At 57.4% G+C, this 21,972-nt stretch carries 21 protein-coding genes, 1 tRNA gene and 1 pseudogene; 7 read left to right on the top strand and 16 right to left on the bottom strand.

Features of this window, described 5'->3' with window-relative positions; genetic code table 11:
* Nucleotides 1-2: 2 nt before the first annotated feature.
* From GJA01_RS01500 to GJA01_RS01535, 8 genes and pseudogenes are all read right to left on the bottom strand, one after another.
* A pseudogene (locus GJA01_RS01500) lies at nt 3-795 on the bottom strand (MBL fold metallo-hydrolase).
* Nucleotides 792-1,577, bottom strand: coding sequence for a TatD family hydrolase (locus GJA01_RS01505; RefSeq protein ID WP_062505683.1), 786 nt, complete (start codon nt 1,575-1,577; stop codon nt 792-794). Before GJA01_RS01505 ends, GJA01_RS01500 begins: the two are co-directional and overlap by 4 nt.
* The gene (gene metG, locus GJA01_RS01510) at nt 1,574-3,112 is read right to left on the bottom strand and encodes a methionine--tRNA ligase (RefSeq protein WP_062505681.1); all 1,539 of its coding nucleotides are present in this window, start codon (nt 3,110-3,112) and stop codon (nt 1,574-1,576) included. Before metG ends, GJA01_RS01505 begins: the two co-directional genes overlap by 4 nt.
* Nucleotides 3,113-3,141: 29 nt before the next feature.
* Nucleotides 3,142-4,065 (bottom strand): DNA polymerase III subunit delta', encoded by a 924-nt coding sequence (locus GJA01_RS01515; RefSeq protein ID WP_062505679.1) that lies wholly within the window; start codon nt 4,063-4,065, stop codon nt 3,142-3,144.
* Nucleotides 4,062-4,727 carry a dTMP kinase gene (tmk, locus tag GJA01_RS01520; RefSeq protein ID WP_062505677.1) on the bottom strand — a complete coding sequence of 222 codons (666 nt, stop codon included), beginning with the start codon at nt 4,725-4,727 and terminating at the stop codon, nt 4,062-4,064. Before tmk ends, GJA01_RS01515 begins: the two co-directional genes overlap by 4 nt.
* Complete coding sequence (locus GJA01_RS01525; protein ID WP_062505675.1) at nt 4,711-5,988, bottom strand: D-alanyl-D-alanine carboxypeptidase family protein; 1,278 nt, start codon at nt 5,986-5,988, stop codon at nt 4,711-4,713. Before GJA01_RS01525 ends, tmk begins: the two co-directional genes overlap by 17 nt.
* Nucleotides 5,985-6,839: a septal ring lytic transglycosylase RlpA family protein gene (locus GJA01_RS01530; protein WP_062505673.1), complete on the bottom strand. Its 855-nt coding sequence runs from the start codon at nt 6,837-6,839 to the stop codon at nt 5,985-5,987. The genes GJA01_RS01525 and GJA01_RS01530 overlap by 4 nt, the downstream gene beginning before the upstream one ends.
* Nucleotides 6,826-7,752 (bottom strand): lytic murein transglycosylase, encoded by a 927-nt coding sequence (locus GJA01_RS01535; protein WP_228118858.1) that lies wholly within the window; start codon nt 7,750-7,752, stop codon nt 6,826-6,828. Before GJA01_RS01535 ends, GJA01_RS01530 begins: the two co-directional genes overlap by 14 nt.
* Before the next feature lie 236 nt (nt 7,753-7,988).
* Here GJA01_RS01535 and GJA01_RS01540 point away from each other — a divergent pair, with 236 nt between their 5' ends.
* Entirely contained in the window at nt 7,989-8,555 is a 567-nt protein-coding gene (locus GJA01_RS01540) for a DedA family protein (RefSeq protein ID WP_062505671.1), read from the top strand.
* Nucleotides 8,556-8,559: 4 nt separating this feature from the next.
* Complete coding sequence (locus tag GJA01_RS01545) at nt 8,560-9,624, top strand: ATP-grasp domain-containing protein (protein ID WP_062505669.1); 1,065 nt, start codon at nt 8,560-8,562, stop codon at nt 9,622-9,624.
* A 7-nt stretch (nt 9,625-9,631) separates the two neighbouring features.
* Here the strand turns inward: GJA01_RS01545 and GJA01_RS01550 are convergent, their stop codons facing one another.
* Nucleotides 9,632-10,096, bottom strand: coding sequence for an MlaD family protein (locus tag GJA01_RS01550; RefSeq protein WP_062505667.1), 465 nt, complete (start codon nt 10,094-10,096; stop codon nt 9,632-9,634).
* A 128-nt stretch (nt 10,097-10,224) separates the two neighbouring features.
* Between GJA01_RS01550 and GJA01_RS01555 the strand changes: the two genes are divergently transcribed.
* Nucleotides 10,225-11,067: an undecaprenyl-diphosphate phosphatase gene (locus GJA01_RS01555; RefSeq protein WP_061933124.1), complete on the top strand. Its 843-nt coding sequence runs from the start codon at nt 10,225-10,227 to the stop codon at nt 11,065-11,067.
* Between the two features lie 39 nt (nt 11,068-11,106).
* Entirely contained in the window at nt 11,107-12,633 is a 1,527-nt protein-coding gene (locus GJA01_RS01560; protein WP_062505665.1) for an APC family permease, read from the top strand.
* Nucleotides 12,634-12,750: 117 nt separating this feature from the next.
* Here GJA01_RS01560 and GJA01_RS01565 read toward each other — a convergent pair whose 3' ends face one another.
* Nucleotides 12,751-13,938: a mechanosensitive ion channel family protein gene (locus GJA01_RS01565; RefSeq protein ID WP_010501527.1), complete on the bottom strand. Its 1,188-nt coding sequence runs from the start codon at nt 13,936-13,938 to the stop codon at nt 12,751-12,753.
* A 182-nt stretch (nt 13,939-14,120) separates the two neighbouring features.
* On the opposite strand from GJA01_RS01565, the gene GJA01_RS01570 reads away from it, so the two are divergent.
* Together GJA01_RS01570 and GJA01_RS01575 are read left to right on the top strand one after the other, a co-directional pair.
* Nucleotides 14,121-14,195: transfer RNA gene (locus tag GJA01_RS01570), tRNA-Met, on the top strand.
* A gap of 71 nt (nt 14,196-14,266) precedes the next feature.
* Entirely contained in the window at nt 14,267-15,136 is an 870-nt protein-coding gene (locus GJA01_RS01575; protein WP_172794503.1) for a glycosyltransferase family 2 protein, read from the top strand.
* A gap of 36 nt (nt 15,137-15,172) precedes the next feature.
* Here GJA01_RS01575 and GJA01_RS01580 read toward each other — a convergent pair whose 3' ends face one another.
* Complete coding sequence (locus GJA01_RS01580) at nt 15,173-15,616, bottom strand: DUF4167 domain-containing protein (RefSeq protein ID WP_010501523.1); 444 nt, start codon at nt 15,614-15,616, stop codon at nt 15,173-15,175.
* Between the two features lie 233 nt (nt 15,617-15,849).
* Nucleotides 15,850-16,716: a peptide chain release factor N(5)-glutamine methyltransferase gene (gene prmC, locus GJA01_RS01585; RefSeq protein WP_062505661.1), complete on the bottom strand. Its 867-nt coding sequence runs from the start codon at nt 16,714-16,716 to the stop codon at nt 15,850-15,852.
* A gap of 30 nt (nt 16,717-16,746) precedes the next feature.
* On the opposite strand from prmC, the gene GJA01_RS01590 reads away from it, so the two are divergent.
* On the top strand, nt 16,747-17,205 hold the full coding sequence (locus tag GJA01_RS01590) for a hypothetical protein (protein ID WP_010501516.1): 459 nt from the start codon (nt 16,747-16,749) through the stop codon (nt 17,203-17,205).
* 3 nt (nt 17,206-17,208) lie between these two features.
* Here GJA01_RS01590 and prfA read toward each other — a convergent pair whose 3' ends face one another.
* The 4 genes from prfA to GJA01_RS01610 are packed head-to-tail and all read right to left on the bottom strand — an operon-like array spanning nt 17,209 to nt 21,967.
* The gene (gene prfA, locus GJA01_RS01595; RefSeq protein ID WP_062505659.1) at nt 17,209-18,270 is read right to left on the bottom strand and encodes a peptide chain release factor 1; all 1,062 of its coding nucleotides are present in this window, start codon (nt 18,268-18,270) and stop codon (nt 17,209-17,211) included.
* Nucleotides 18,271-18,273: 3 nt separating this feature from the next.
* On the bottom strand, nt 18,274-19,515 hold the full coding sequence (gene hisS / locus GJA01_RS01600) for a histidine--tRNA ligase (protein WP_062505658.1): 1,242 nt from the start codon (nt 19,513-19,515) through the stop codon (nt 18,274-18,276).
* Nucleotides 19,515-20,678, bottom strand: a complete 1,164-nt coding sequence (gene ispG / locus GJA01_RS01605; RefSeq protein ID WP_062505656.1) for a flavodoxin-dependent (E)-4-hydroxy-3-methylbut-2-enyl-diphosphate synthase — start codon at nt 20,676-20,678, stop codon at nt 19,515-19,517. The genes hisS and ispG overlap by 1 nt, the downstream gene beginning before the upstream one ends.
* Nucleotides 20,679-20,737: 59 nt before the next feature.
* A complete protein-coding gene (locus tag GJA01_RS01610) occupies nt 20,738-21,967 on the bottom strand; it encodes a helix-turn-helix domain-containing protein (protein ID WP_062505726.1) in 1,230 nt (409 codons plus the stop codon).
* Nucleotides 21,968-21,972: the final 5 nt, after the last annotated feature.

Here is a 21,972-nt window from a genome sequence, read left to right on the forward strand (position 1 = left end):
TTTCAAAACTCCAGCACCATTCCGTCATAAGCTGGCCGCACATCTGGCGGCAGCGTTTTGCACAAGATGTCGTAATCCATATCTGTGCCCATATGGGTCAGAATTGTGCGCCCTGCCCTGATTTTCGTGCGCCATTCCAGCACACGCTCCAGCCACGCATGAGCGGGATGCGGTTCATACTGGAAACAATCAACAACCCACGTTCCGACACCATCCAGAAGCTCCAACGCCTCATCAGACAGCGTTTCAACATCTGTCGAATACGCAAACTTCCCAAATCGCAGCCCCAGAGACGTGATCCGTCCATGCTGCTGCTCGAAAATTCGCCCTTCAAGACCCGGAAAAGTAACAGACTGACCCGCCGCAACGACCTGCTCATCAAAGACCGGACGATAAAAATCTGGCCCTTTCCAAGGGGCAAAAGCGTAGGCAAAACGCTGTCTAAGTTCTTCCAGAGTGCTTTGCGAAGCCAATAGCGGCAATGGCCTGTCGATAACCCGATTGATGGCGCGCAGATCATCCAGTCCGGCAATATGATCACTATGCGGATGCGTATAAAGCACCGCATCAATGTGGCTCAGACCACAATTCAGCATCTGAGATGCGAAAATCCGGACCGGAATCAACGAGAAGCCGAAAGCCTCCCTCACCTTCGATCACGATCGACGAGCGTGTACGCCGGTTCTTTGGATTATCCGGGTTACAGTGCCCCCAGATCCCCGTCTGTGAGCCATCACGCCCCCCGAGCATCGGGACGCCCGCTGAACCACCACATCCGAGGATCGTGACTTTCACGGGCGCGTCCTTGTAAACAGCCGATGCACGTTGGCCGTTGTAATCTCCGCGATCCGTTCAGGCGAAACTTCCCGCTCCTGCGCCAAGCGGGCCGCCGTATGCGCCACATATCCGGGCGTATTGGGCCGTCCGCGCTTGGGTGCAGGCGCCAGAAATGGGCTATCCGTCTCCACCAGCAAACGGTCTTCCGGCACAATCCGCGCAACTTCGCGGATTTCCTCACATTTCGGGAATGTCAGAAGCCCCGAAAAACTGATGTAACCCCCAAGTTCCAGAGCCGCTTCCGCCAGCTTTGGCCCGGATGCAAAGCAGTGGATCAGAAACGGAAAGGCGCCCTTCCCGCTCTCATCCCGCAGGATTGCAATCGTGTCGTCATCCGCCTGACGCGTATGAATCACGACCGGCAATCCCGTTTCCCGAGCCGCGGCAATGTGTGTTCTGAAGGATTCATGCTGCGCTGGCTTCGCCTCATCTCCGCTATGAAAATAGTCGAGCCCGGACTCACCAATTGCCACCACGCAGGACGGCTCAGCTTTGCAAACCAGTTCCTCAACGGACGGCAAACGCTCCTCACCCACATGGTCAGGATGCGTCCCGATCGCGCACCAGACGCGCAGATCCGGCGTATCGAACCGCGTCAGGCCAATCTGTGTGTCAGCCTGAGAAAACCGCGTTCCGATCGTAATCATCCCGTCCAGACCAGACTGCCGCGCGATGTCCAGCGCGGCAGGCACATCGTCAAGACGGTCCAGATGGCAGTGACTGTCAATCAGTCCCGTCATTCTGCTTCCTCGACGACAAAGCGCGGGAACAGCCCTTCTGGCTTCGGCAGTGTACGACCACCCGGCAGTGGCGTTTCAAGAGCCGCGAATGAACGCTCACCCTCTTCCACACCAAGCTGCGTCAGCATCTTATCCATGGTGTTGGGCATGTAAGGCTGGAGCATTGTCGCGATACCGCGGATCACATCCAGCAGCACACGCAGCACATGCGCCATCCGCTCCGGATCGGTCTTCTTCAGCGCCCAGGGGGCCTGACGGTCGATGTACGAGTTAGCGGCACGAATGATCTTCCAGACTTCTTCAAGCGCATCCGTGATCGCCTTGCGCTCAATCTGTTCGCTCATAAGCGTCGGGAGTAACTGAACAGACGCCAGAATGGTCTGATCATCTTCTGTCAGCGGACCACGCTCCGGTACGACGCCACCAAGATTGCGTGCAACCAAACTCAGCGTCCGCTGGCACAGATTGCCAAGGTCGTTCGCCAGTTCGACATTCGTGCGCGTAATCATGGAGCGGCGGCTGAAGTTTGAATCGCCACCAAACGGCACTTCACGCATCAGGAAGAACCGCAGCGCATCCAGACCGAACTCATCAGCCAGTGCCTTCGGGTCCAACACATTGCCGAGAGACTTGCTCATCTTCTCGCCTTCGACCGTCCACCAGCCATGGGCAAACACGCTTTTCGGCAGTTCGATACCCGCAGCCATCAGGAACGCCGGCCAGTACAAACAATGGAACCGGGCGATTTCCTTGCCGACAATATGCAGGTCAGCCGGCCAGAACTTCGCACGCGGATCATTCAGGTCCGGATAGCCCACAGCCGTCAGATAGTTTGCGAGCGCATCAAACCAGACATACATGACGTGATCCGGATCATTCGGAACCGGAATACCCCATTTGAAGCTGGTCCGGCTGACGGAGAGATCCTTCAGCCCCTGCTTCACGAAGCTCTCGATTTCCCGACGGGGACCATGTGGGCCAATGAAGTCGGGGTTATCTTCATAAAGCTTCAGCAGACGGTCCTGAAACTCAGACAGCTTGAAGAAGTAAGACGGCTCCTTGACGCGCTCTACTGGCGCACCGGATGGAGCAACCATCGTGCCATCCGGCTTCTTGACCAGTTCGTCTTCGCCAATGAACGCTTCATCGCGCGTGGAGTACCAGCCTTCATACGCGCCGAGATAGATGTGGCCGTTGGCCGCGACCTTCTCCCACAGAGCCGTCGCAGCAATCTTGTGGCGCTCATCCGTCGTGCGGATAAACTCATCCGTGGAGATTGCCATGTCCTGCTGCATCTGGCGGAAGGACGCAGAAATCTTGTCGGCATAGGCCTGCGTGTCCATGCCCTGAGCGGTCGCGGTCTGCTCGACCTTCTGGCCGTGCTCGTCCGTCCCGCTGACGAACAGGACGTCTTCACCATTCAGGCGATGGAAACGGGCCAGAACGTCCGCCGCGATGGACGTGTAGGCATGCCCGATATGCGGAGCGCCGTTCACGTAGAAGATCGGAGTTGTAATGGTGAAGCGCCGCGTCATGTCCACTCGTCTTGTCATGCCCGAGCCATTCACATCCCGGCAGCGCGTTCCACTGCCTGACGGATGGCCTGGGCCTTGTCCAGATTAAAACCGTCTGTCTGCCGCTTCAGTGTATCAAGTTCCGAACACTGACGGGCAGAAGAATCAGCAAGAAGCAGATCGCCACGTCGTGCAGCCGAGCGTGCGCGTTCTGCTAACCCCTCGCCTAGCAAATCGCAGAGCAATGCGAAACCTTCCGTCTCCCGGGCGATCCGGTCAATGAGAGGGAGCATCTCTGCAGTCAGAGCCTTCCCGGCCAGAATTTCCGCCACAAAACCCGCAATGGCTCCATCCCGGTCCTGCGCCAGAAACAGCGCCCGTCCCGGTGAACCATGTGCCCTTGCCAGCACATCCTCGGACACATCTGGCAAAATAGCCCTCATGTCCTGATCCGAAACGGGAGACAACGCCAATGCCCGACAGCGGCTCCGGATTGTGGGAAGAAGCTTGCCCGGAGACGCTGTGGTCAGCAGCAGGATGGCCTGTGGCGGTGGCTCTTCAAGGATTTTCAGAAGCGCGTTGGCCGCGAAACGGTTCAGAAACTCCGCCCCGTCGACGATAACCACACGCCAGCCGCCTTCAGTGGCCGTGTGATGCAGGAAAGACTGGACCGGCCGGACATCCGCAGCCGTAATTTCTCCGCGCAGACGCCCTTTTTTCTCATCAACCGCACGAGAAATTTCCAGAAGATCACCATGTGTGGCGGCTGTAATACGCCGACCAGCAGGTGAGTCGGGATCTTCCCCGTTCAGAAGAAGACGCGCCAGACGAAACGCCAGCGTCGCTTTCCCGATCCCTGCAGGGCCGGAAATCAGCCAGGCATGATGAAGACGTCCCGATGCCAAAGCAGTCCGAAAAACATTTTCAGCCTCTTCATGACCCCAGAGTTCAAACGTATGCCGAGGATCTGTCACGCGCCAGAAACACTCGCCGTCTGATCCAGACGTTGCAGCACAGCTTCAAGCAATGCACGGCTGACAGCCTCGGGCGTGCGACCAGCATTGATACGCTTCACACGTTCTGGCTCTGCACGGGCAATCGTATCGAACCCCGTCAACACACGCTGATGAAAAGCCTCAGCCTGACCTTCATAACGATCCGTCCGCCCACCCCGGCTTTCCAGACGCTCAAGCGCCTGCTCCCGAGGAAGCTCCAGCAGCAATGTCAGATCCGGCTCGCGGGCCACGAGACGCCGGGCGCCCATAATGAAATCCAGACGCTCCGCTGATGCATTCCCAACGCCGTAGCCCTGATAAGCCAGCGTCGAGTCATGAAAGCGGTCACAAACAACAATCGCACCACGCCCAAGGGCAGGCAGAATCAGATTATCCAGATGATCACAGCGCGCTGCCATATGGGCCAGCACTTCCGCACGCCAGGAAAATTCCTCTTCCCCGAACAAAAGCAGATGACGGATGGCTTCCGCGCCTGGTGTCCCGCCCGGCTCACGGGTCAGGATCGTCTCGTAACCCCGATCTCGAAGTGCATCCGCCAGAAGGCGCGCCTGTGTGGATTTCCCCGCGCCTTCGCCACCTTCCAGCGTGATGAACAGACCGTTCTTAATTTGCAGGGCCATGACCAAGGCGCGCCATTGCACGTCCAACCAGTCCGAGTTTCGCAACTGACGCGCCAGCCTGAAGCGCCACACGAATATCCGCCATGCCCGGCGCTGAAATAACAATCGCTCCACAGGACTGCCCGGCGACAACCGGCGCAATCACGGGTGACGCATAATCCACGGCAATGTGAGAGCGCTGCTGCCAACCCACCGGCATCGTCATCACGATGTCAGAACCAGCCACGAGCGGAACAGCCTTACGCTCGCCCATCCAGACCGGCGCATGATCGACAACCTGCCCCTTACGGAACAGAGTCGCATTCTCAAAATTCGCAAAAGCCCACGCCATCAGACGCTCGCCTTCATGAGCGCGCTCATTGCTGGATGCCGTGCCGTTGATCACAACAATGACGCGATTGCCATTGCGGTTGGAACTGGCGCAAAGACCGAACCCACCTGCATCGGTATGACCCGTCTTCAGACCGTCAGCGAGGCCCTTGTCCACGAGGACGTTCCGGTTGCCCTGCTTGATCTTGTTGAACAGGAACTCGGTTTCACCGAAGAAATGATAGTACTGCGGAAAGTCGCGGATCAGATGCATGGCAACGGTCGCTACGTCATGAGCGGACATGTAATGCCCCTCAGCTGGCAGACCCGTCACATTCATGAAGTGCGAGTTGTTCAGCCCGATCTTGGGCGCTTCCTCGTTCATCATCGCAACGAAGCGTTCTTCAGACCCCGCAATACCTTCTGCCAGCACAACGCAGGCATCATTACCGGACTGGATCACCATGCCCTGGATGAGATCCTGCACCGCGACGCTCTCGCCAAGCGGCACGAACATCTTGGAACCCTGCGTCCGCCACGCTTTCTCGCTCACCGGGAGCGTCTGCTCCAGACGAAGTCGTCCGGTCGCCAACATCCCGAACACGATATAGGCCGTCATCATCTTCGTCAGGGACGACGGTGCCATACGCTCGTCAGCAGACTTGTCCAGCAGGACTGCTCCCGTGTCGAAGTCCACGATATAGGCCCAGCGCGCCACGGTATCGAACGGGCCGATCGGCGTATTCGCAGGTGTTCCAACTGGTGTTGCTGGAGCAGCAGAGGCCGCAGCTGCTGCGACCTTCGCGTGGCCAGCATGATGATGCGGGCGTGCCAGTGCACTCAGCGGCCCGCCAAAAGAAGCACAGGCAGCAAAACCTGCCACACCACCGAAAAGAGAGCGTCTAGTCCGCACGTTCGTCCCCAGTCTTTCAGCCTTAATCACGGCCGTCATTCCACAATGATCCGCGCGCCCTCTACCCCGCACGCATGGGTCCGGTCCAGTGCCGCATCGGCCTGGGCGGTATCGGTATAGGGTCCGGACCTCACACGCCAGTCCAGACCTGCCCCATCAGGCACGCGCTCAACCTCACCGGAGCACCGTGCCGCAATGCTGGCAGCAGCTCCACGACCGGAAAACTTGCCCAGCAAAACATAAAGCCCCGTAGGCCCCGGACTACCCTGCGACCACGTGACAGGCATCGCGGCAACCGTTGATGCAGCCTGATGCCCTTCCGACGAGTCGCTTCCATAGGTCTTCGCTACACCACCATCGAGAGATTCTGCACGAACCTCTCCAACCGGGGCGGATTGAACATCCAGATGAGGCGCGCCAGTCAGTCCTTCAACCAGAGCCCGGCTAGCGGCTTCTTCTTCCGTCACCTCTACAGGTGTATCGGCGGTCATCCCAAGAAGATCCGCAGCTTTCGGAGAGAGCGCAATAATTCGTCCGGCGTTCTCGGGACCACGACGCGTCAACCGGATACGCACAACCCGTCCGTTGATCAGATTGCGAACCGTCACAACGGCAGGAAGCTGCAAAGTCTGATGCGATCCGGTCATGCCATCCGCAGACCAAACCTCCCCATCAGACGCAAGCTGCCCCTTTAGAGGCATTTCGCGTGTAGCAAGGCCAGTCGCGCGGTAATCGAACTGCTCATAAGGATAAAACCACCCCTGCGGCCCATGCCAGGCATTCCCCAGCTCGTAATGAGGGTGTGCGACGGATACGGGCGCATCATCCTGATGACAGGCGCCAAAGAGAGGCAGAAACGCCAGAAGTGGCGCGCAATTACGGAGTAACAATGCCGGTTCCCAGAAGACCTACGCCCAGCGCGTAATAATCAGACGGATTGTAACGACGGATCACGTTGAAATTATGGTAAACCATGAAGGCCTGCGTGCCCGGACCATCCGGCTGGACAATCGCCCCTTTGACGTCACTCCGCGAGAAGCGCGCACCATCTGCCCGGCGAACGCCGAGAGACATCCATTCCGCCAGAGACTTCGTATTGGTCCGGCCGATCTGGCTCTTGTCCAGCACATTCGCCAGTGTGACTTCCTGCCCCCAGGGCTCATAGGGCTGCCAACCACATTTGCCCATATAGTTGGAGATGGAGGCAAACACATCTGGCTGGGACGTCCAGATATTGCGCTTTCCGTCTCCGTCTCCATCTGCGGCATAGCGCAGATAGGCACTTGGCATAAACTGGGCCTGCCCCATGGCTCCGGCATAGCTGCCCATCATAGCTTCAGGGGAGATATCCCCGTCGTTCAAAATCTGGAGCGCCTTCATCAGCTCTCCCCGGAAAAACGTGGAGCGGCGACCATCAAAGGCCAGTGTCGCTAACGCATCAACAACCGAGAACGTGCCGGTGTGTGCGCCAAAACCCGATTCGAGCGCCCAGATCCCCATGACCGCACGATCATCACATCCGAACCGCGCACTGATCGGAGCCATGATGTTTCCCACACCAGCGTAAACAGTGCGCCCTTTCTGAAAGCGCGACTCTGGCAGAACACGATCACGATACTGCGCCCAGGTCAGGGTAAACTCAGGCTGATGACGATCAAGCTTCAGAACCTTGGGGTTCGGCTCCCTCGTCAGCGACAGCGCGCGCGTTACGACAGCGGAAGACAGCCCCTGAGCCAGCGCCTGCGTCCTCACCCCTTCAAGAAACGCCCCGTAGTCCTGTGCTTCAGCGGAACGTATTCCCATCGCCGCGGCTCCGGCGACAGAGGAAAAGGCGGCAAGAAGGTTACGTCTTTTAAGCACTGGACTATCAGCCCCCACAGGGTGGTTCATTTGCAGCGCACGCTAGCAACCTGTGATGCTCCCCGCCAGTCTCCCGTCCTTCTTTCCGCCCTCAGACGGATGAAACCGCAGGCTTGAGATTGTCGCCAGCGCGCCAACATGCGACATCAACGTTCCATGATCATGGAACATCCCCCGGCATGATAGCCATTGGCCCCGCCCTGGCGTCGCAGCCTGCCTGGCTGAAAGCCGTCAGCATCATTGTGGGGACATTCATCCTTGAGGATGTAGCCACCGTTCTGTCAGGCGTCGCAGCCCGTGCCGGACATGTCAGCATAGCACTGGCTCTTGGGGCCCTCTGGTTCGGGGTCGCCGTCGGAGATCTGGGGCTCTACGGCCTTGGAACTGCCGGAGCACGCTGGCCTTACCTACGCCGCTTCCTGACCCTCCCCAAACAGGAACGCACGCAGGACTGGTTCTCGAAGAACGTCGTCCGCATCGTGGCCATCTCACGCTTCGTGCCCGGCGCCCGCCTCCCGCTCTACACCGCCTGTGGCTTCTTCCGCGCGCCTTTCCTGCGCTTTGCCCTGACGGCCGTTCTCGCTACGCTTGTGTGGACAACACTGTTGTTCCTGCTGGCCATGCGGATCGGCGGCTGGCTTCTGGCACACCAGGGAGGCTGGCGCTGGGCCGGACTGGCGGGATTTGTTCTGTGTATTGTCGTTGTCGGGCGTCTGATCGCCCGTATCCAGACCGTGAGCCAGTAATTGAATGTCCAAGACAGAGACCGAGCAAAATCCCCTTTCTCTTTTTGAGTTCTGGCCAGGTTCCATTTTCTACACGCCCATCGTCCTCTACTGGATCGCCATGGGCCTGAAATACCGAGATCTCAGCATCCCTACGGCTGCCAATCCGCGCATTGAAACAGGCGGCCTCTGCGGTGAGAGCAAGTCCTCGATCCTCGATATGGCCGGTCCCGTCGCAAAGGGTGCCATTGCGCCCTACGCGATTTTTCAAAGCGGTCCTGGATCAATGGAACGCGCTCTGACAGCCATGGAGCAGTCCGGCCTCTCGTTCCCCGTCGTCGTGAAGCCTGACATCGGTTGCAATGGAACAGGCGTGAAGCTTGTCCACACTCGCGAGCAAATGGAAGAAGTCCTTCCGCAGTTCCCGGATAACGTGGCGCTCATGGTGCAGGAACTCATCGATTACCCGGTTGAAGCGGGCCTGTTCTATATCCGCCATCCGGATCAGACACAGGGCCGCATTACGTCCGTGACCTACAAGGAAGCCCCGGTCCTGACGGGTAACGGACGTTCCACCATTGAGGAACTCATCATGCGCGACCCTCGCATGAGTCAGGTTCCCCAACTGTATCTGCCGCGCCTTGCAGGCCGGGAGAAAATGGTGCTGGCCGAGGGTGAGCAACTGCCATTGGTTTTCGCTGGCAACCATTGCAAAGGGTCCGTGTTCCGGGATGGCCGCGCAGACACCACACCTGAACTGACCGCCCGTCTGGATGCCATCATGAAAGACGTTCCGGATTTCTATTTTGGTCGGGTCGATGTGAAGGTGCCTTCAGTCGAAGCCCTGCAGCGTGGGGAAGACCTGCGGATCATCGAGATCAATGGCGTCGGCTCTGAAGCCATCCATATCTGGGATCGACGCACAACACTGTGGGAAGCCTATCGCGCCCAGTTTTCCCACTATCGCCAGACATTCCTGATCGGTGCAGCCAACAAGGCCCGCGGATGGAAGACCTCTGGCGCGTTCGGAATGCTACATTCCTGGCGCAAGCAGCGTCGCCTGCTCGCGTCCTATCCGATGAACGACTAAGGGAACATCAGTTCCCAAGGTTACCACCACCGAAGATATAATTGCTGACCTGCTGTTCCAGAGACAGCTGATCGCGAGTGTCCTTGATAACCCCGCCAGCAGTCAGCGTCTTCGGGTCTTTGCCCGGCTCGATCTGAAGCGCATTATCCGCCGTCATGCTGGGCGCACTGATCCCAACAGCCGTGTCGACCGGTAGATGAAGACGTTCATCCACCGAGAATGCCACGTCGGCCATCTGGCTCTGCGGATCCAGGCGGATGGACTGAACGCGCCCAACGGTCACTCCAGCCAGATCAACATCCGCACCCGGCTTCAGGCCGTTGGCCGAATTGAACTGAGCATGCATGACAATGCTGTTCTGAACCGGGTCCTTGCGCAACTCTTTGCCGTAAACAAGAAACGCCCCGGCAACGACAAGAACAAGGCCACTTGCCAGAATGGCACCGCCGCGCCCGCTGTATCCTGACTTCATGCCGCGCCTCAACTTTCAGAAAACCGAATAGAAAAGCGAGTTAATCTGCCCCCAGAGCCCGGTCAAGGTTGCGTCCCTTCGCCCCATCAGGCAAGTGACTTCCTTTTCCGCCCATCCGTGCAGGCTCCATGACGCTTTTCCAGGCCATCATCCTCGCCATCGTTCAGGGTATTACCGAGCCCTTCCCTGTCAGCAGCCTCGGTCACGCCGTTCTGCTCCCCGGTATCCTCCATTGGAACGTGGACGAACATTCAGACATGTTCCTGCCGTTCCTGACGATGCTCCATGTCGGAACCCTCGTGGCCCTGGCGGGTGTTTTCTGGCGCGACTGGATGGCCATTCTTCGCGGGATGCTTGGTCTGCACGGTCGATACAACCAGCTTGAGTCGATTCGGATCTTTGGCCTTCTCGTGATTGCGACAATTCCGGCTGTGATCTTCGGCGGCCTTTTCGAACATCGCCTCCGGGGCATATTCGGAGCCCCTCTGGCCGTCGCAGGGTTTCTGGTCCTGAATGGCCTTCTGCTTCTGGTTACCGAATGGCTCCGCAGACAGCGTGGACAGGCAGATCACCGCCCGATCTCTTCCCTGTCTCCCAAGGATGCCCTGGTGATCGGGTTCTGGCAGTGCCTTGCCCTGTTCCCAGGCCTGTCACGCTCAGGCGCCACGATGAATGGCGGCCTTCTGCGCGGGCTGGATCATGGCACAGCTGCCCGCTTCTCCCTTCTTATGGCCCAGCCAGTCGTTCTGGCCGCGACGGTCAAGGAAGGGTGGCAGATGCGGCACATGACGATCTCTCATGACGTCATGTTCCAATGCGTCGTAGGTGCCTTCGCAGCCGGTATCACCGCGCTGATCTGTTCTCTCCTGATGTTGCGCTTCTTCCGCAATCATGACGAATGGGCTCTCAAGCCTTTCGGCATTTACTGCATTATTGCCGGTCTTCTGGCAGGCGTTCTCATCGTTCTATAAACCTTTCCAGACGCCGCTTTTCCCGGCAGATTAGGGATCATGCCACTTCCGATACAATCCAGCGCATCCGCCGCCACAACTGCCCGTCGAAAGAGTCTCGAACAGATCATGTCCGAGAATGAATCGCATGGGCTGAAGCGCAGCCTCACAGCCACACAACTCATCCTTCTGGGCGTGGGATCAACAATCGGCGCTGGCATTTACGTCATGACGGGGACTGCTGCTGCAGAGTATGCTGGCCCATCCGTTCTCATTTCGTTCGTTGTCGCAGCTCTGGCCTGCCTCTTTACAGCGTTTTCTTATGGAGAACTGTCCTCCACGTTGCCTGTTTCCGGCTCAGCCTACTCCTATGCCTATATTTCAATGGGCGAAAAAGTGGCGTGGATCGTAGGATGGCTCCTGCTTCTGGAATATGGAATTTCCTGCGCTGCCGTGGCCGCTGGTCTGTCCGGTTACGCGTCGTCCCTGCTGGCCGTCTTTGGTATTCACCTACCTCAGTCCCTTATCCAAGCCACTCTTCAACCGGTTCCAGGATCGGAAGGCTCCTCCATCAGCGGAGGATGGAGGCTGGATCTGATCGGGTTAACTGCCGTTTTCCTGGTCACGGGTCTGCTCGTTCGGGGCATTGAGGAATCCGCCCGCGTCAACACGATCATCGTCTTTCTGAAAGTGGGTGTTCTCGCTTTGTTCGTGGCATTTGGCATTCATGCCATTCATCCTGCAAACTGGCATCCTTTCATCCCCTCCAATCAGGGCGGCTTCCATTACGGCGTCAAAGGTATTTTCCGGGCCGCCTCAATCATCTTTTTCGCCTATGTCGGCTTTGAGGCCGTCTCCACAGCATCAGCCGAGGCCAAAAACCCGACCAGGGACGTCCCGGTCGGAATTATTGGAAGCCTGCTGATCTGCACTGTCGTGTATATGATCGTCGCTGCAGTATTGCTTGGCATCGTTCCTTATCACGAACTGGACGTACCGGACCCGCTGGCCATTGCCGTGAAAGCCATGAACACGCCGTGGCTGGCCATCTTCATCAATGTCGGCGCAACAATCGGTCTCTGCTCGGTTCTGATGGGGCTTATGTATGCCCAGTCCCGCGTCTTGTTGACCATGAGCCGTGATGGCCTCATCCCTGCCCTGTTTGGCAAGGTTCACACACGGTTTCGCACCCCATGGCTTGGCACCATCGTTCTCGGTCTGGTCGTGGCATTCATGACCGCTACCCTGCCCATCGACATCATCAGCGATCTGGTCTCCATCGGCACAGCTGCCGCTTTCGGCATCGTCTGCTTCACAGTCATCTGGCAGCGAAACACGCGGCCAGACATTCAAAGACCCTTCAGCGTTCCCTTGGGCGGGTTTCGTATTCGTGGTTTCTGGGTTGGTATAACGCCCCTTCTAGGCATTATTTTCTGTCTGCTCATGACCATTCCCCTCATCACAGACATGATCCATGCAGTGGCCAGCGGTAACCCTGTCCCTCTGCTCCTTCTTACAGGATATGTAGTGCTGGGTGTCATGACGTATGTTCTCTACGGACGCCACAACTCTACGATGGCGCCGTAAATTCTGTCTGACGGATAAAGACGTTACAGACTGACTTCTCTATCCGTGTCACCATAACGCTGAACGCAACAAGCGGGACAAATAATAAAAGCCACTGGGACCCAGTGGCTTTTACCTTTACGCGCCGGGCGTACCGGGCCCCATATAGCTGCCTGGCGGAGGTCGATCGATCTTGGGAGATAGCAATTCGCTGGGCCATGCGTCCTCTCCCGGCCTCGGGGGCATCATCGCAAAACGCGCACGAGGCAATGCTTCAGGACATTCTTCCCGAATACGTGCAATGATTTTCTCCCGGATGTCACAGCGCAGATCCCAGCTTTGTAACGCATTCCGGGCACTGGCAATGATACGGATAGACATGACCTGAGCATTGCAATCTGCCACCTGCACATCAAAAACCTTACCATTCCAAAGCGGGCATGTGCGGATGATTTCGTTCAACATCTCCCGCACCTTGTCCATCGGCGCTTCATAATCCAGCCAGAGGAACACTACGCCGATGATCGCCGCGGAATTATGGGTCCAGTTTTCGAACTGGTTTTCCAGAAAGTAGGAAATCGGGACGATGTGTCGGCGCCAGTCCCACACCCGAAGGACAACATAGGTCGCGTTGATTTCCTCAACCCAGCACCAGTCCCCGTTGATGATGACAAGATCTTCCATACGAATTGGCTGTGTCACTGCAATCTGCACGCCCGCAATCAGATTGGTCAGCAGACCACGTGCAGACAAACCAACGATCAGGGACGCGGCACCAGCGGAGGCAAAAAGCGAAACACCGTATTGCTTGACGGACGGAAAAAGCATCAGCGCGGACGCCACCGTCACGATACCCACCATGATCTCTGTCAGACGACGCAGAACGCGGATCTGCGTCTGATGCGTACGGATCATGATGTCATCAGTCTGCTCTCGGGACGAAAGGCGATTGAGGTATGCCTCCGTCATGATCCGGAACACGATAATGGCCGAAAAGCCAAAGGTCAGAACCAGCAGGAACAGGAAAAACAGCTTGAGATCCTGCTCCGTCTCATAAGAAAACCCCGTGGCAGCCGGGAGTGCGCCCAACATGGCAAGCAGCGCAACCATGATCCGTGTTGGACGACGAAGAGCCGCAACAATTTTTCGGATCAGCGCTGCACTACGGGAACCAGGAATACGCAGCGTCAAGGACGTGACGAGGTTTCCGCAATAGAAAGCGAGAATACCCACGACCGCGAGCATCAGAACGGAGACGACAGGTGCCGGGAGCCAGGTAAAGTAGGATCGAACGGCAAACAGCGTGCTGACGAAATGCTGCGTCACTAGGCGGAAAACTCCTTAACAAGAGATCTGGAGAAAAGCGGAAAGCAGGCCAGCCATAACAGATATGACCAGTGTAAAAAATGCAGTGACCAAAATCCTGCATTTTCCTCTGGATAACGTGTTGACACTCAATCAGATCCCCCTTAAAAACCCGCCTCAACGCCGGGGCATCCCGGTGGGATGGCGGTGTAGCTCAGCGGTAGAGCAGGGGAATCATAATCCCTTGGTCGGCGGTTCAAATCCGTCCACCGCTACCATCCTTCTTTCCTAAAAAATTATAAAAATCTTTCAGGTATCTGATCTGAAAGCATTTTTGTATCCTGACGGTATGATCAAGAAACCTCTTGCCGTCGTCACTATGGTTTACAATGAGCCAGAACATCTTCTGGTCTGGCGCAGACATTACGGCGCGCAGGTTGGCGAACAGTCCTGCTACGTTATCGACCACGGCTCAGATGACGGATCGACAGATGCTCTCGGGCAGATCAATCGGCTCCGAATTCCCCGCTCTCCGCAGGATGATGAACGCAGAACAAGATCCATTGGGAAGTTCTGCGAGAGTTTGCTCGAGTGGTACGACAGCGTCATCTACGTCGATGTTGATGAACTCCTTCTCCCTGACCCGGACATCTTTCCGTCCCTCACACACTTTGCCCAAGCGAATACGCGACCAGTCGTAACCGCCACAGGCCTGGACATCATTCATCTGCCGGAGAGCGAAGCTTCCCTGGACTATACGCGCCTCGTCTCTGTCCAGCGCCAGCACGTGCGATTTTCAAGCGCCATGTGCAAACCCGTCCTGATCCGTACCGCCATCACATGGGCGCCTGGTTTTCATTGCTGTGCAGAAATTGCTCCCGAAATGGGCGTCCCGCTTTTTCTCTTCCATCTTCGTTATGCAGATCTGCCTTCTGGTCTACGCCGACTAGAGCGGACACGCACGCAGCCCTGGTGCTCCAACGACGTTGGGCAACATCAGCGAATTAACGATCAAGACTGGGAAAACATGCTCCGCGGCATGGCGGCTCTTCCCGTAGTGGAAGCCACTTTCGATCAGAACGATCAGCGTCTGCATAACTGGCGGCACGCTGTCGAGAACAGCGCAACGTCTCGAACACATGATCGCTACAGACTGGATTTGCACCTGAACGGAACAGAACTCTGGCGCCTGCCAGAACGGTTTATTGGCCGGATATAAAAAAACCGGCCCTGTGAAGGGCCGGTTTCAGAACTGTTACTCCGCTTCAGCCGGAGCTTCTTCCGAACGGGAAGACTCGATCGAAGGCTGATCATCGCCCTCGTCCTGCCCGTGTTCGTCACCGCCACGCTCGCCACGCGATTCACGGCGTTCTTCATAAGCCCGCTGACGCTGCATCTGACGCTCATTGCGCTCCTGCTGGCTCTGCTGAGCAGCCTGGTTCATGGCATTCAGAATACGGAAATAATGCTCTGCATGCTGGAAGTAGGCTTCCGCAAGGATGCGATCCCCCGTTCCTGTCGCATCCCGGCCAAGCTGGAGATACTTTTCGAAGAGCTGCTGGGCAGTTCCACGAATTCTGAGGTCCGGGCCATTGCTGTCAAACACATGGTTGCGGTTCAGAGGGGTCTGGGAATTGCTACTGCGTGGTGTCCCGCCGCCAGCACGATGATGCCGGCCTCTTATACGCTTCATATTCATCGACCCGTGATGCACTTTCCTGATGGCGTGCCCCACTTCTGCCCGTGCAGAAGGATGCGTCCGCCGCTGCCGAAAAGACGTCTGTCTATCTCGCTGTGGCTGGACACTGGCCAGCCTCTCATCCGCTGCCGGCTACTGAAAGACGGTCAACAGGAGCAACTGCATAAGGAAAAAACCGCCATTGCGGCTTCTACGACAGAATGCAGTTTCCTGTTCATATCAACTCTCAGTCTCTAAGCCAACGTCTTTCCTGAGTTTTCTGACCACTGAAGAACAAGAGCCCGTGCGATTCCACCCAAATCGTTCTGCCGCGCAACCTCCCGTAGTCCGTTAGCGCGACCGATTTCTGAGACAGCATCAATCTGGCCCAGACCCATTTCCAGAATAGCGTGACCGCCCGGCACCAGAAGTGACGGAAGCGCCTGACAGAGCAGGCGATATGCATCTAACCCGTCCTGACCACCATCCAGCGCACGAGAAGGTTCATAGCGAGCAACTTCCGGCATGAGATCGGGCACATCTGCTGTTTCAATATAAGGAGGGTTAGAAATCACCACATCGAACTTGCCGGCCAGAGCGGAATCCCAGTTTCCCGCCAGAAAACAGCTTCGGTCCTGCAATCCGTTCCGGCTAGCATTCCTGCAAGCAAGTGCTGCTGCTCCTGCGGAGAGATCCACCCCCACACCCCAGGCTTGCGAATATTCCGACAACGCAGAAAGAAGCAAGCAACCTGTGCCAGTTCCAAGATCAAGCATCCTGAGAGGCGCCGTACGATCCGGCCGCACAGTCAGAAGCGCCTCAATCAGAGCTTCACTATCCCCACGCGGAATCAGCGTGTCAGGTGTCGTATGGAAATCAAGCGTCCAGAACCCTGTTTCCCCGACAATAAATGCCAGTGGCTCCCGTGCCGCACGTCGCGTAAGAGCGTCTTCAAACCGAGTCGCATCAGCCTCCGAAACAGTTGTCAGGGAAAACAGTCCCGCTGGATCACGACCCGTCGCCCACCCCAATAGAAGCCGCGCTTCCCGCCGTGGATCTTCCAATCCGGCGCTTTGCAGAACCTCTGTTGCCTGTCGAAGAAGAACATCTTTTGCAGTCATCTTGCCCGAGAACCTGCTATACCTGTCATCATGAAGTCCAAACGTGCATTCTTATTCTCAGCCCTTCTTCTGGGATGCGCCTTGCATACGGCTCAGGCCCAGTCAGAACTGCCCGGTACCTTCACCGTGACAGATGAGCGCGCTTCAGAAGAAATATCCGAAGTGTCCCGTCTTTACCTTGACGGTAACCTTGTGGCGACCTTCCGGCTGGGGCTGTCCAAATCCCGCGAAACCCGCACTATTCCCCTACCCGCCGGACGATATGACGTTGATTACGCGCTCTGCGGCGAAATCACCATCATGCATAACGGTCATCAGGAAACGCATCAGGTCAGCAGCGAAGGACAACTCCATCATCCAGAAGGCCATACTCTGGATGCCGTCGGAAGTAACAACTTCACTGATTTCTTCCTTGTGGATTACAACGACCCCTCTGTTGCAACCCACCGACATGGACGCGCTGCTGTCTGCGCTACGCCGAGTTCCTGACTCTTAAAAGCCTTCAGCTGCAAGAAGCTCTGTCTGCTCCTCACGCGTCAGAGCATCAATAATCTCATCGAACTCACCTGCCATGATGCGCTCGATCTTGTAGAGGGTCAGGTTAATCCGATGATCCGTCACACGTCCCTGGGGAAAATTGTAGGTCCGGATGCGTTCTGAACGATCACCCGTTCCCACCTGAGACTTACGATCTGCGGCACGCGACTCATGCGCTGCGGATCGTTGACGCTCATAAAGGCGTGCCCGAAGAATCTTCATGGCCTTGGCACGGTTCTTGTGCTGGCTCTTTTCTTCCTGCATCGCCACGACAACGCCAGTCGGGATATGCGTAATCCGAACAGCACTTTCGGTCTTGTTAACGTGCTGTCCGCCCGCACCAGACGCGCGATAAACGTCGATCCGCAGATCGTCGTCATTGATCGTCACGTCCACTTCTTCCGCTTCTGGCAGAACAGCAACAGTCACCGTCGATGTATGGATACGGCCCTGACTTTCTGTGGCCGGAACGCGCTGAACACGATGAACGCCTGATTCATACTTGAGACGGGCAAAGACGGAACGACCGGAAATCGTCGCCATGCCTTCCTTCAGGCCAGCGACTTCGCTCTCGGCATATTCCATGACCTCGAACCGCCAGCCGTTCTGTTCCGAGAAACGGCGATAGGCGTCGAAAAGCTGGGCGGCAAAAAGCCCGGCTTCATCGCCACCCGCCGCCGGACGGATTTCCAAAATGGCGCTGCGCTCATCAGCAGCATCCTTGGGCAGAAGCGCAATACGCAGGTTGTGCTCCAACTCAGGGATACGCGCTTCTATCTCTTCAAGCTCGACCTGAGCGAGTTCCTTCATTTCAGGATCAGCAAGAAGAGCCTGAGCCCCTTCCCGCTGTTTTTCGGCAACCTGCCAGGCCTGAATGGACGCAACAACAGGCTCAAGCTCCGCATATTCGCGCGAAAGACGGGTGAACTCCTCTCCCCCCATTTCGCCGGACGACATCAGAGCCTGAATTTCTTCCGAGCGAGCAACAATCCGCTCCAGCCTGTCATCAAATGCCACGTCTCAGGCGCCTTTCAGAGCCTGTACGAGGTCGGATATGGCCACTTCCTGCTGCTCGCGGGCACCAAGGTTCCGAAGCTGTACGACACCGCGCGCAAGTTCTTCATCGCCAAGAACAACCGCATGAGACGCACCGGATTTCACAACGCGCTCCATACGCTTCTTCATGTTGCCACGCGTCTCGATCTCCGCACGTAAACCGGCTTCACGAAGAGCACGTGCAATGGCCGCCCCCTTGAGAACCGCTTCATCGCCCATGGGAACGATCGCAATACCAGCCGCAACGGAAGGCGTTTCTTCCAGCAGAAGCGCCAGACGCTCGATACCGCCAGCCCAGCCAATCGCCGGAATGGCAGGACCGCCCATCTGCTCGACCAGACCTTCATAACGCCCGCCAGCCAGAACAGTACCCTGCGCGCCCAGCTTGGTTGTCACAAACTCGAAAGCCGTGTGGCTGTAATAATCAAGACCACGTACGATCCGCGGATTCTCAACAAACTCCACGCCAAAGGCCGTCAGGTAAGACCGCAGATCATCCCAGAACTTACGAGACTCATCGTTCAGATAGTCTGCAAACGCCGGTGCATCCGCCAGAAGAGCCCGATCCTGCTCGGATTTGCTATCCAGAATACGCAGAGGGTTCACCTCAAGGCGGACACGGCTCTCTTCCGAAAGCGCGTCTGCATGCTGACGGAAATAGGCCACCAGAGCCTCCCGCCATGCCTGACGAGACGCAATATCACCCAGCGTATTCAGTTCCAGCACAACATGCTCGGACAGACCAAGAGCCTTGAGAATGTCGTAAGCCATCGTGATGACTTCGGCATCCCGCAGCGGCCCTTCAGCACCCAGCAGTTCCGCACCGATCTGGTGGAACTGGCGATACCGCCCCTTCTGAGGACGTTCATAACGGAACATCGGCCCGTGATAGAACGCCTTCTGGGGCAGCGACTGGGTCAGACCATTCGTCACGAGCGCACGACAGATGGAGGCCGTGTTCTCGGGACGCAGCGTAATGCTCTCGCCACCCCGATCCTCAAACGTGTACATCTCCTTGGACACGACATCAGATGTCTCACCGAGCGTACGGGAGAAAACCCGCGTGTCTTCGAAGATTGGCGTGCTCCATTCCTCAAACCCATAGGTTTCAAGAACCGAACGCGCCGTTTCCACCACATGGTGATGACGGCGCATGGTGTCGCCGATGAGGTCGTGTGTGCCGCGAGGCGGTTGCAGTCCTGACATCAGTGGCTCGCCGGATCCATCTGCTTGGCGGCTTCAGCGGCGGCGGCAGCCTCGGTCTGAGCCTTGTCCGCTTCGATAGCGGCAACTTTGGTTTCAACCAGATCCACAATGTGCTCGATCATGTCTTCGGCGGGCATCGTGTGATCCTGACGACCAGCGGAGTAAACCATGTGGCGGCCAGAGCCACCACCGGTCACACCGATATCGGTCATCAGGGCTTCACCCGGACCATTCACAACGCATCCGATGATGGAGAGCGTCAGCGGCGTCTTGATATGCTGGAGGCGATCTTCAAGCGTCTGAACTGTCTCGACCACATTGAAACCCTGACGCGCACAGGACGGGCAGGAAATGATCTTCACACCGCGATGACGCAGGCCAAGGGACTTCAGAATGTCCCAGCCCACCAGTACTTCTTCTTCCGGCGCAGCAGACAGTGAAACACGCATCGTGTCACCCACGCCCGCCCAAAGCAGATTGCCCAGACCGATGGAAGACTTCACCGTACCGGCACGCTTAGACCCGGCTTCGGTAATGCCGATGTGCAGCGGATGGTCACAGCAGTCTGCAAGCTGCTGATAGGCTGCAACCGCCATGAACACATCAGACGCCTTCACGCTGATCTTGAACTCATGAAAATCATGGTCCTGAAGGATCTTGGCGTGTTCCAGAGCACTTTCAACCAGTGCTTCCGGGTTAGGCTCACCGTACTTTTCCAGAAGGTGCTTTTCCAGAGAACCGGCATTCACGCCGATACGGATGGAACAGCCGTAATCCTTGGCGGCGTTCACAACTTCACGAACACGCTCGGCACTCCCGATATTGCCCGGATTGATACGCAGACAGGCCGCGCCGGCCTTCGCGGCTTCGATAGCGCGCTTGTAGTGGAAGTGAATGTCCGCAACGATCGGCACGTTCACTTCGTGCACGATCTCCTTCAGGGCTTCCGTGCTAGCTTCATCCGGGCAGGACACGCGAACAATATCTACACCTGCCAGTTCGGCCAGACGGATCTGGTCGATCGTCGCCTGCGCGTCGGATGTCAGGGTGTTGGTCATGGTCTGCACGGAGATCGGCGCATCACCACCGACCGCAACCTTGCCGACATGAATCTGGCGCGACTTGCGACGCTCGATGTGCTGATAGGGGCGGTAGCTGCTCATGATTTACCTCTTCGTGCCCGGACAAACCGGGTCCTGTGGGTCAGGGGCTTGGCCCCTGTTTAATGCGATGGAGACGATTGATCCAGTTGCCGGGCATTCAGATCGTCAGCAGAAAGTTCTGCGGAAGGCTTTGCAGGCGCTTTTGCCCGATGCGGCACGGGTTTCACAACAGGTGCAGGACTATCCTGCGATGCATCAACCGCCTCAGGAACAGCAGACGGATTTGACGGCTCAGACGCAGGTTGCGCAGGCAAGGCAACGCCATTGCCAAATGCCCCAGACTTGATGGCTTCTGCCGTAACCTCGACGTTCCGACGAACCTCACCTTGACGCCCGAGAGGCGCACTGGTCGTACCATCCGTTGAAAGAACCACGCCTCCGGCATTGCCAAATGACATTCGGAAAGGAGCACCTGCCGCGTCGCCCTGCCAGCTTTCTCCGGCTTTGAGAACACGCGAGACAAGAACATGACCGTCCTTATCTTTGACCTGCATCCAGACAGGAGCAAGCAGACGCACAACAACCGACCCGACAGGGACAGCCGGAGCGGGAGTTTCTGCTGGCGTATTCGTGGCAGGACCGAACTGGTCTCCGGCGTTCTGGTCCACATCTTCAGAACCTGCCTCAGCTCCTGCCGTAACGGCAGGAGCTGGCTGGACCTGAGACGCCGGAGGAACAGCCAGCGGCAAAGCCTTTGCAGGCGGAGCCTCAACAGATGGCGTCATGGCGGGCGCTACAGACTGCGAAACATGCGGTTCCGGGGTCGGCGCACGTCCCGGCATGACCGATGCAACCTGCGGAGAGGTCGTTGCGGGCGTTGCAGCGCCTGACATCAACTCCGCAACAGCCGGAACCCGGCGATCAGCCGGGCTTTCATGCGAGGCAAACCGATACCACCCCGCATAGGCGGCAACGACAACAACAAGCCCTGCCCCGACAAGAAGCCCGACTGGCAGGCCGCGCTCTCCCTCCGGTTGAGGAAAAACAAGATCTGTCTTGCGGTTAACAACACCGCGATATTCCTGGCGGAAGCGTGCAACCAGACCATCGGCATCCAGTTGCATGGCATGAGCATATGTCCGCAGGAAACCCACGGCATAGGCAACACCTGCCAGGGACGACAGATCATCCGCCTCCAGGGCAACCAGAAGACGGCTACGGATCCGCAGCCACTGAGCCACATCCTCAATCTGCCACCCCAACTCCTCCCGACGCGTACGCAGGATCGTTCCAACACTCGGCTGGTCTGAGCGAAGCGGCATCGTGCGGATATCGGAAGGAGGGGACATGGCTG

Source organism: Gluconobacter japonicus, assembly GCF_002723975.1.
Classification (GTDB): Bacteria; Pseudomonadota; Alphaproteobacteria; order Acetobacterales; family Acetobacteraceae; genus Gluconobacter; species Gluconobacter japonicus.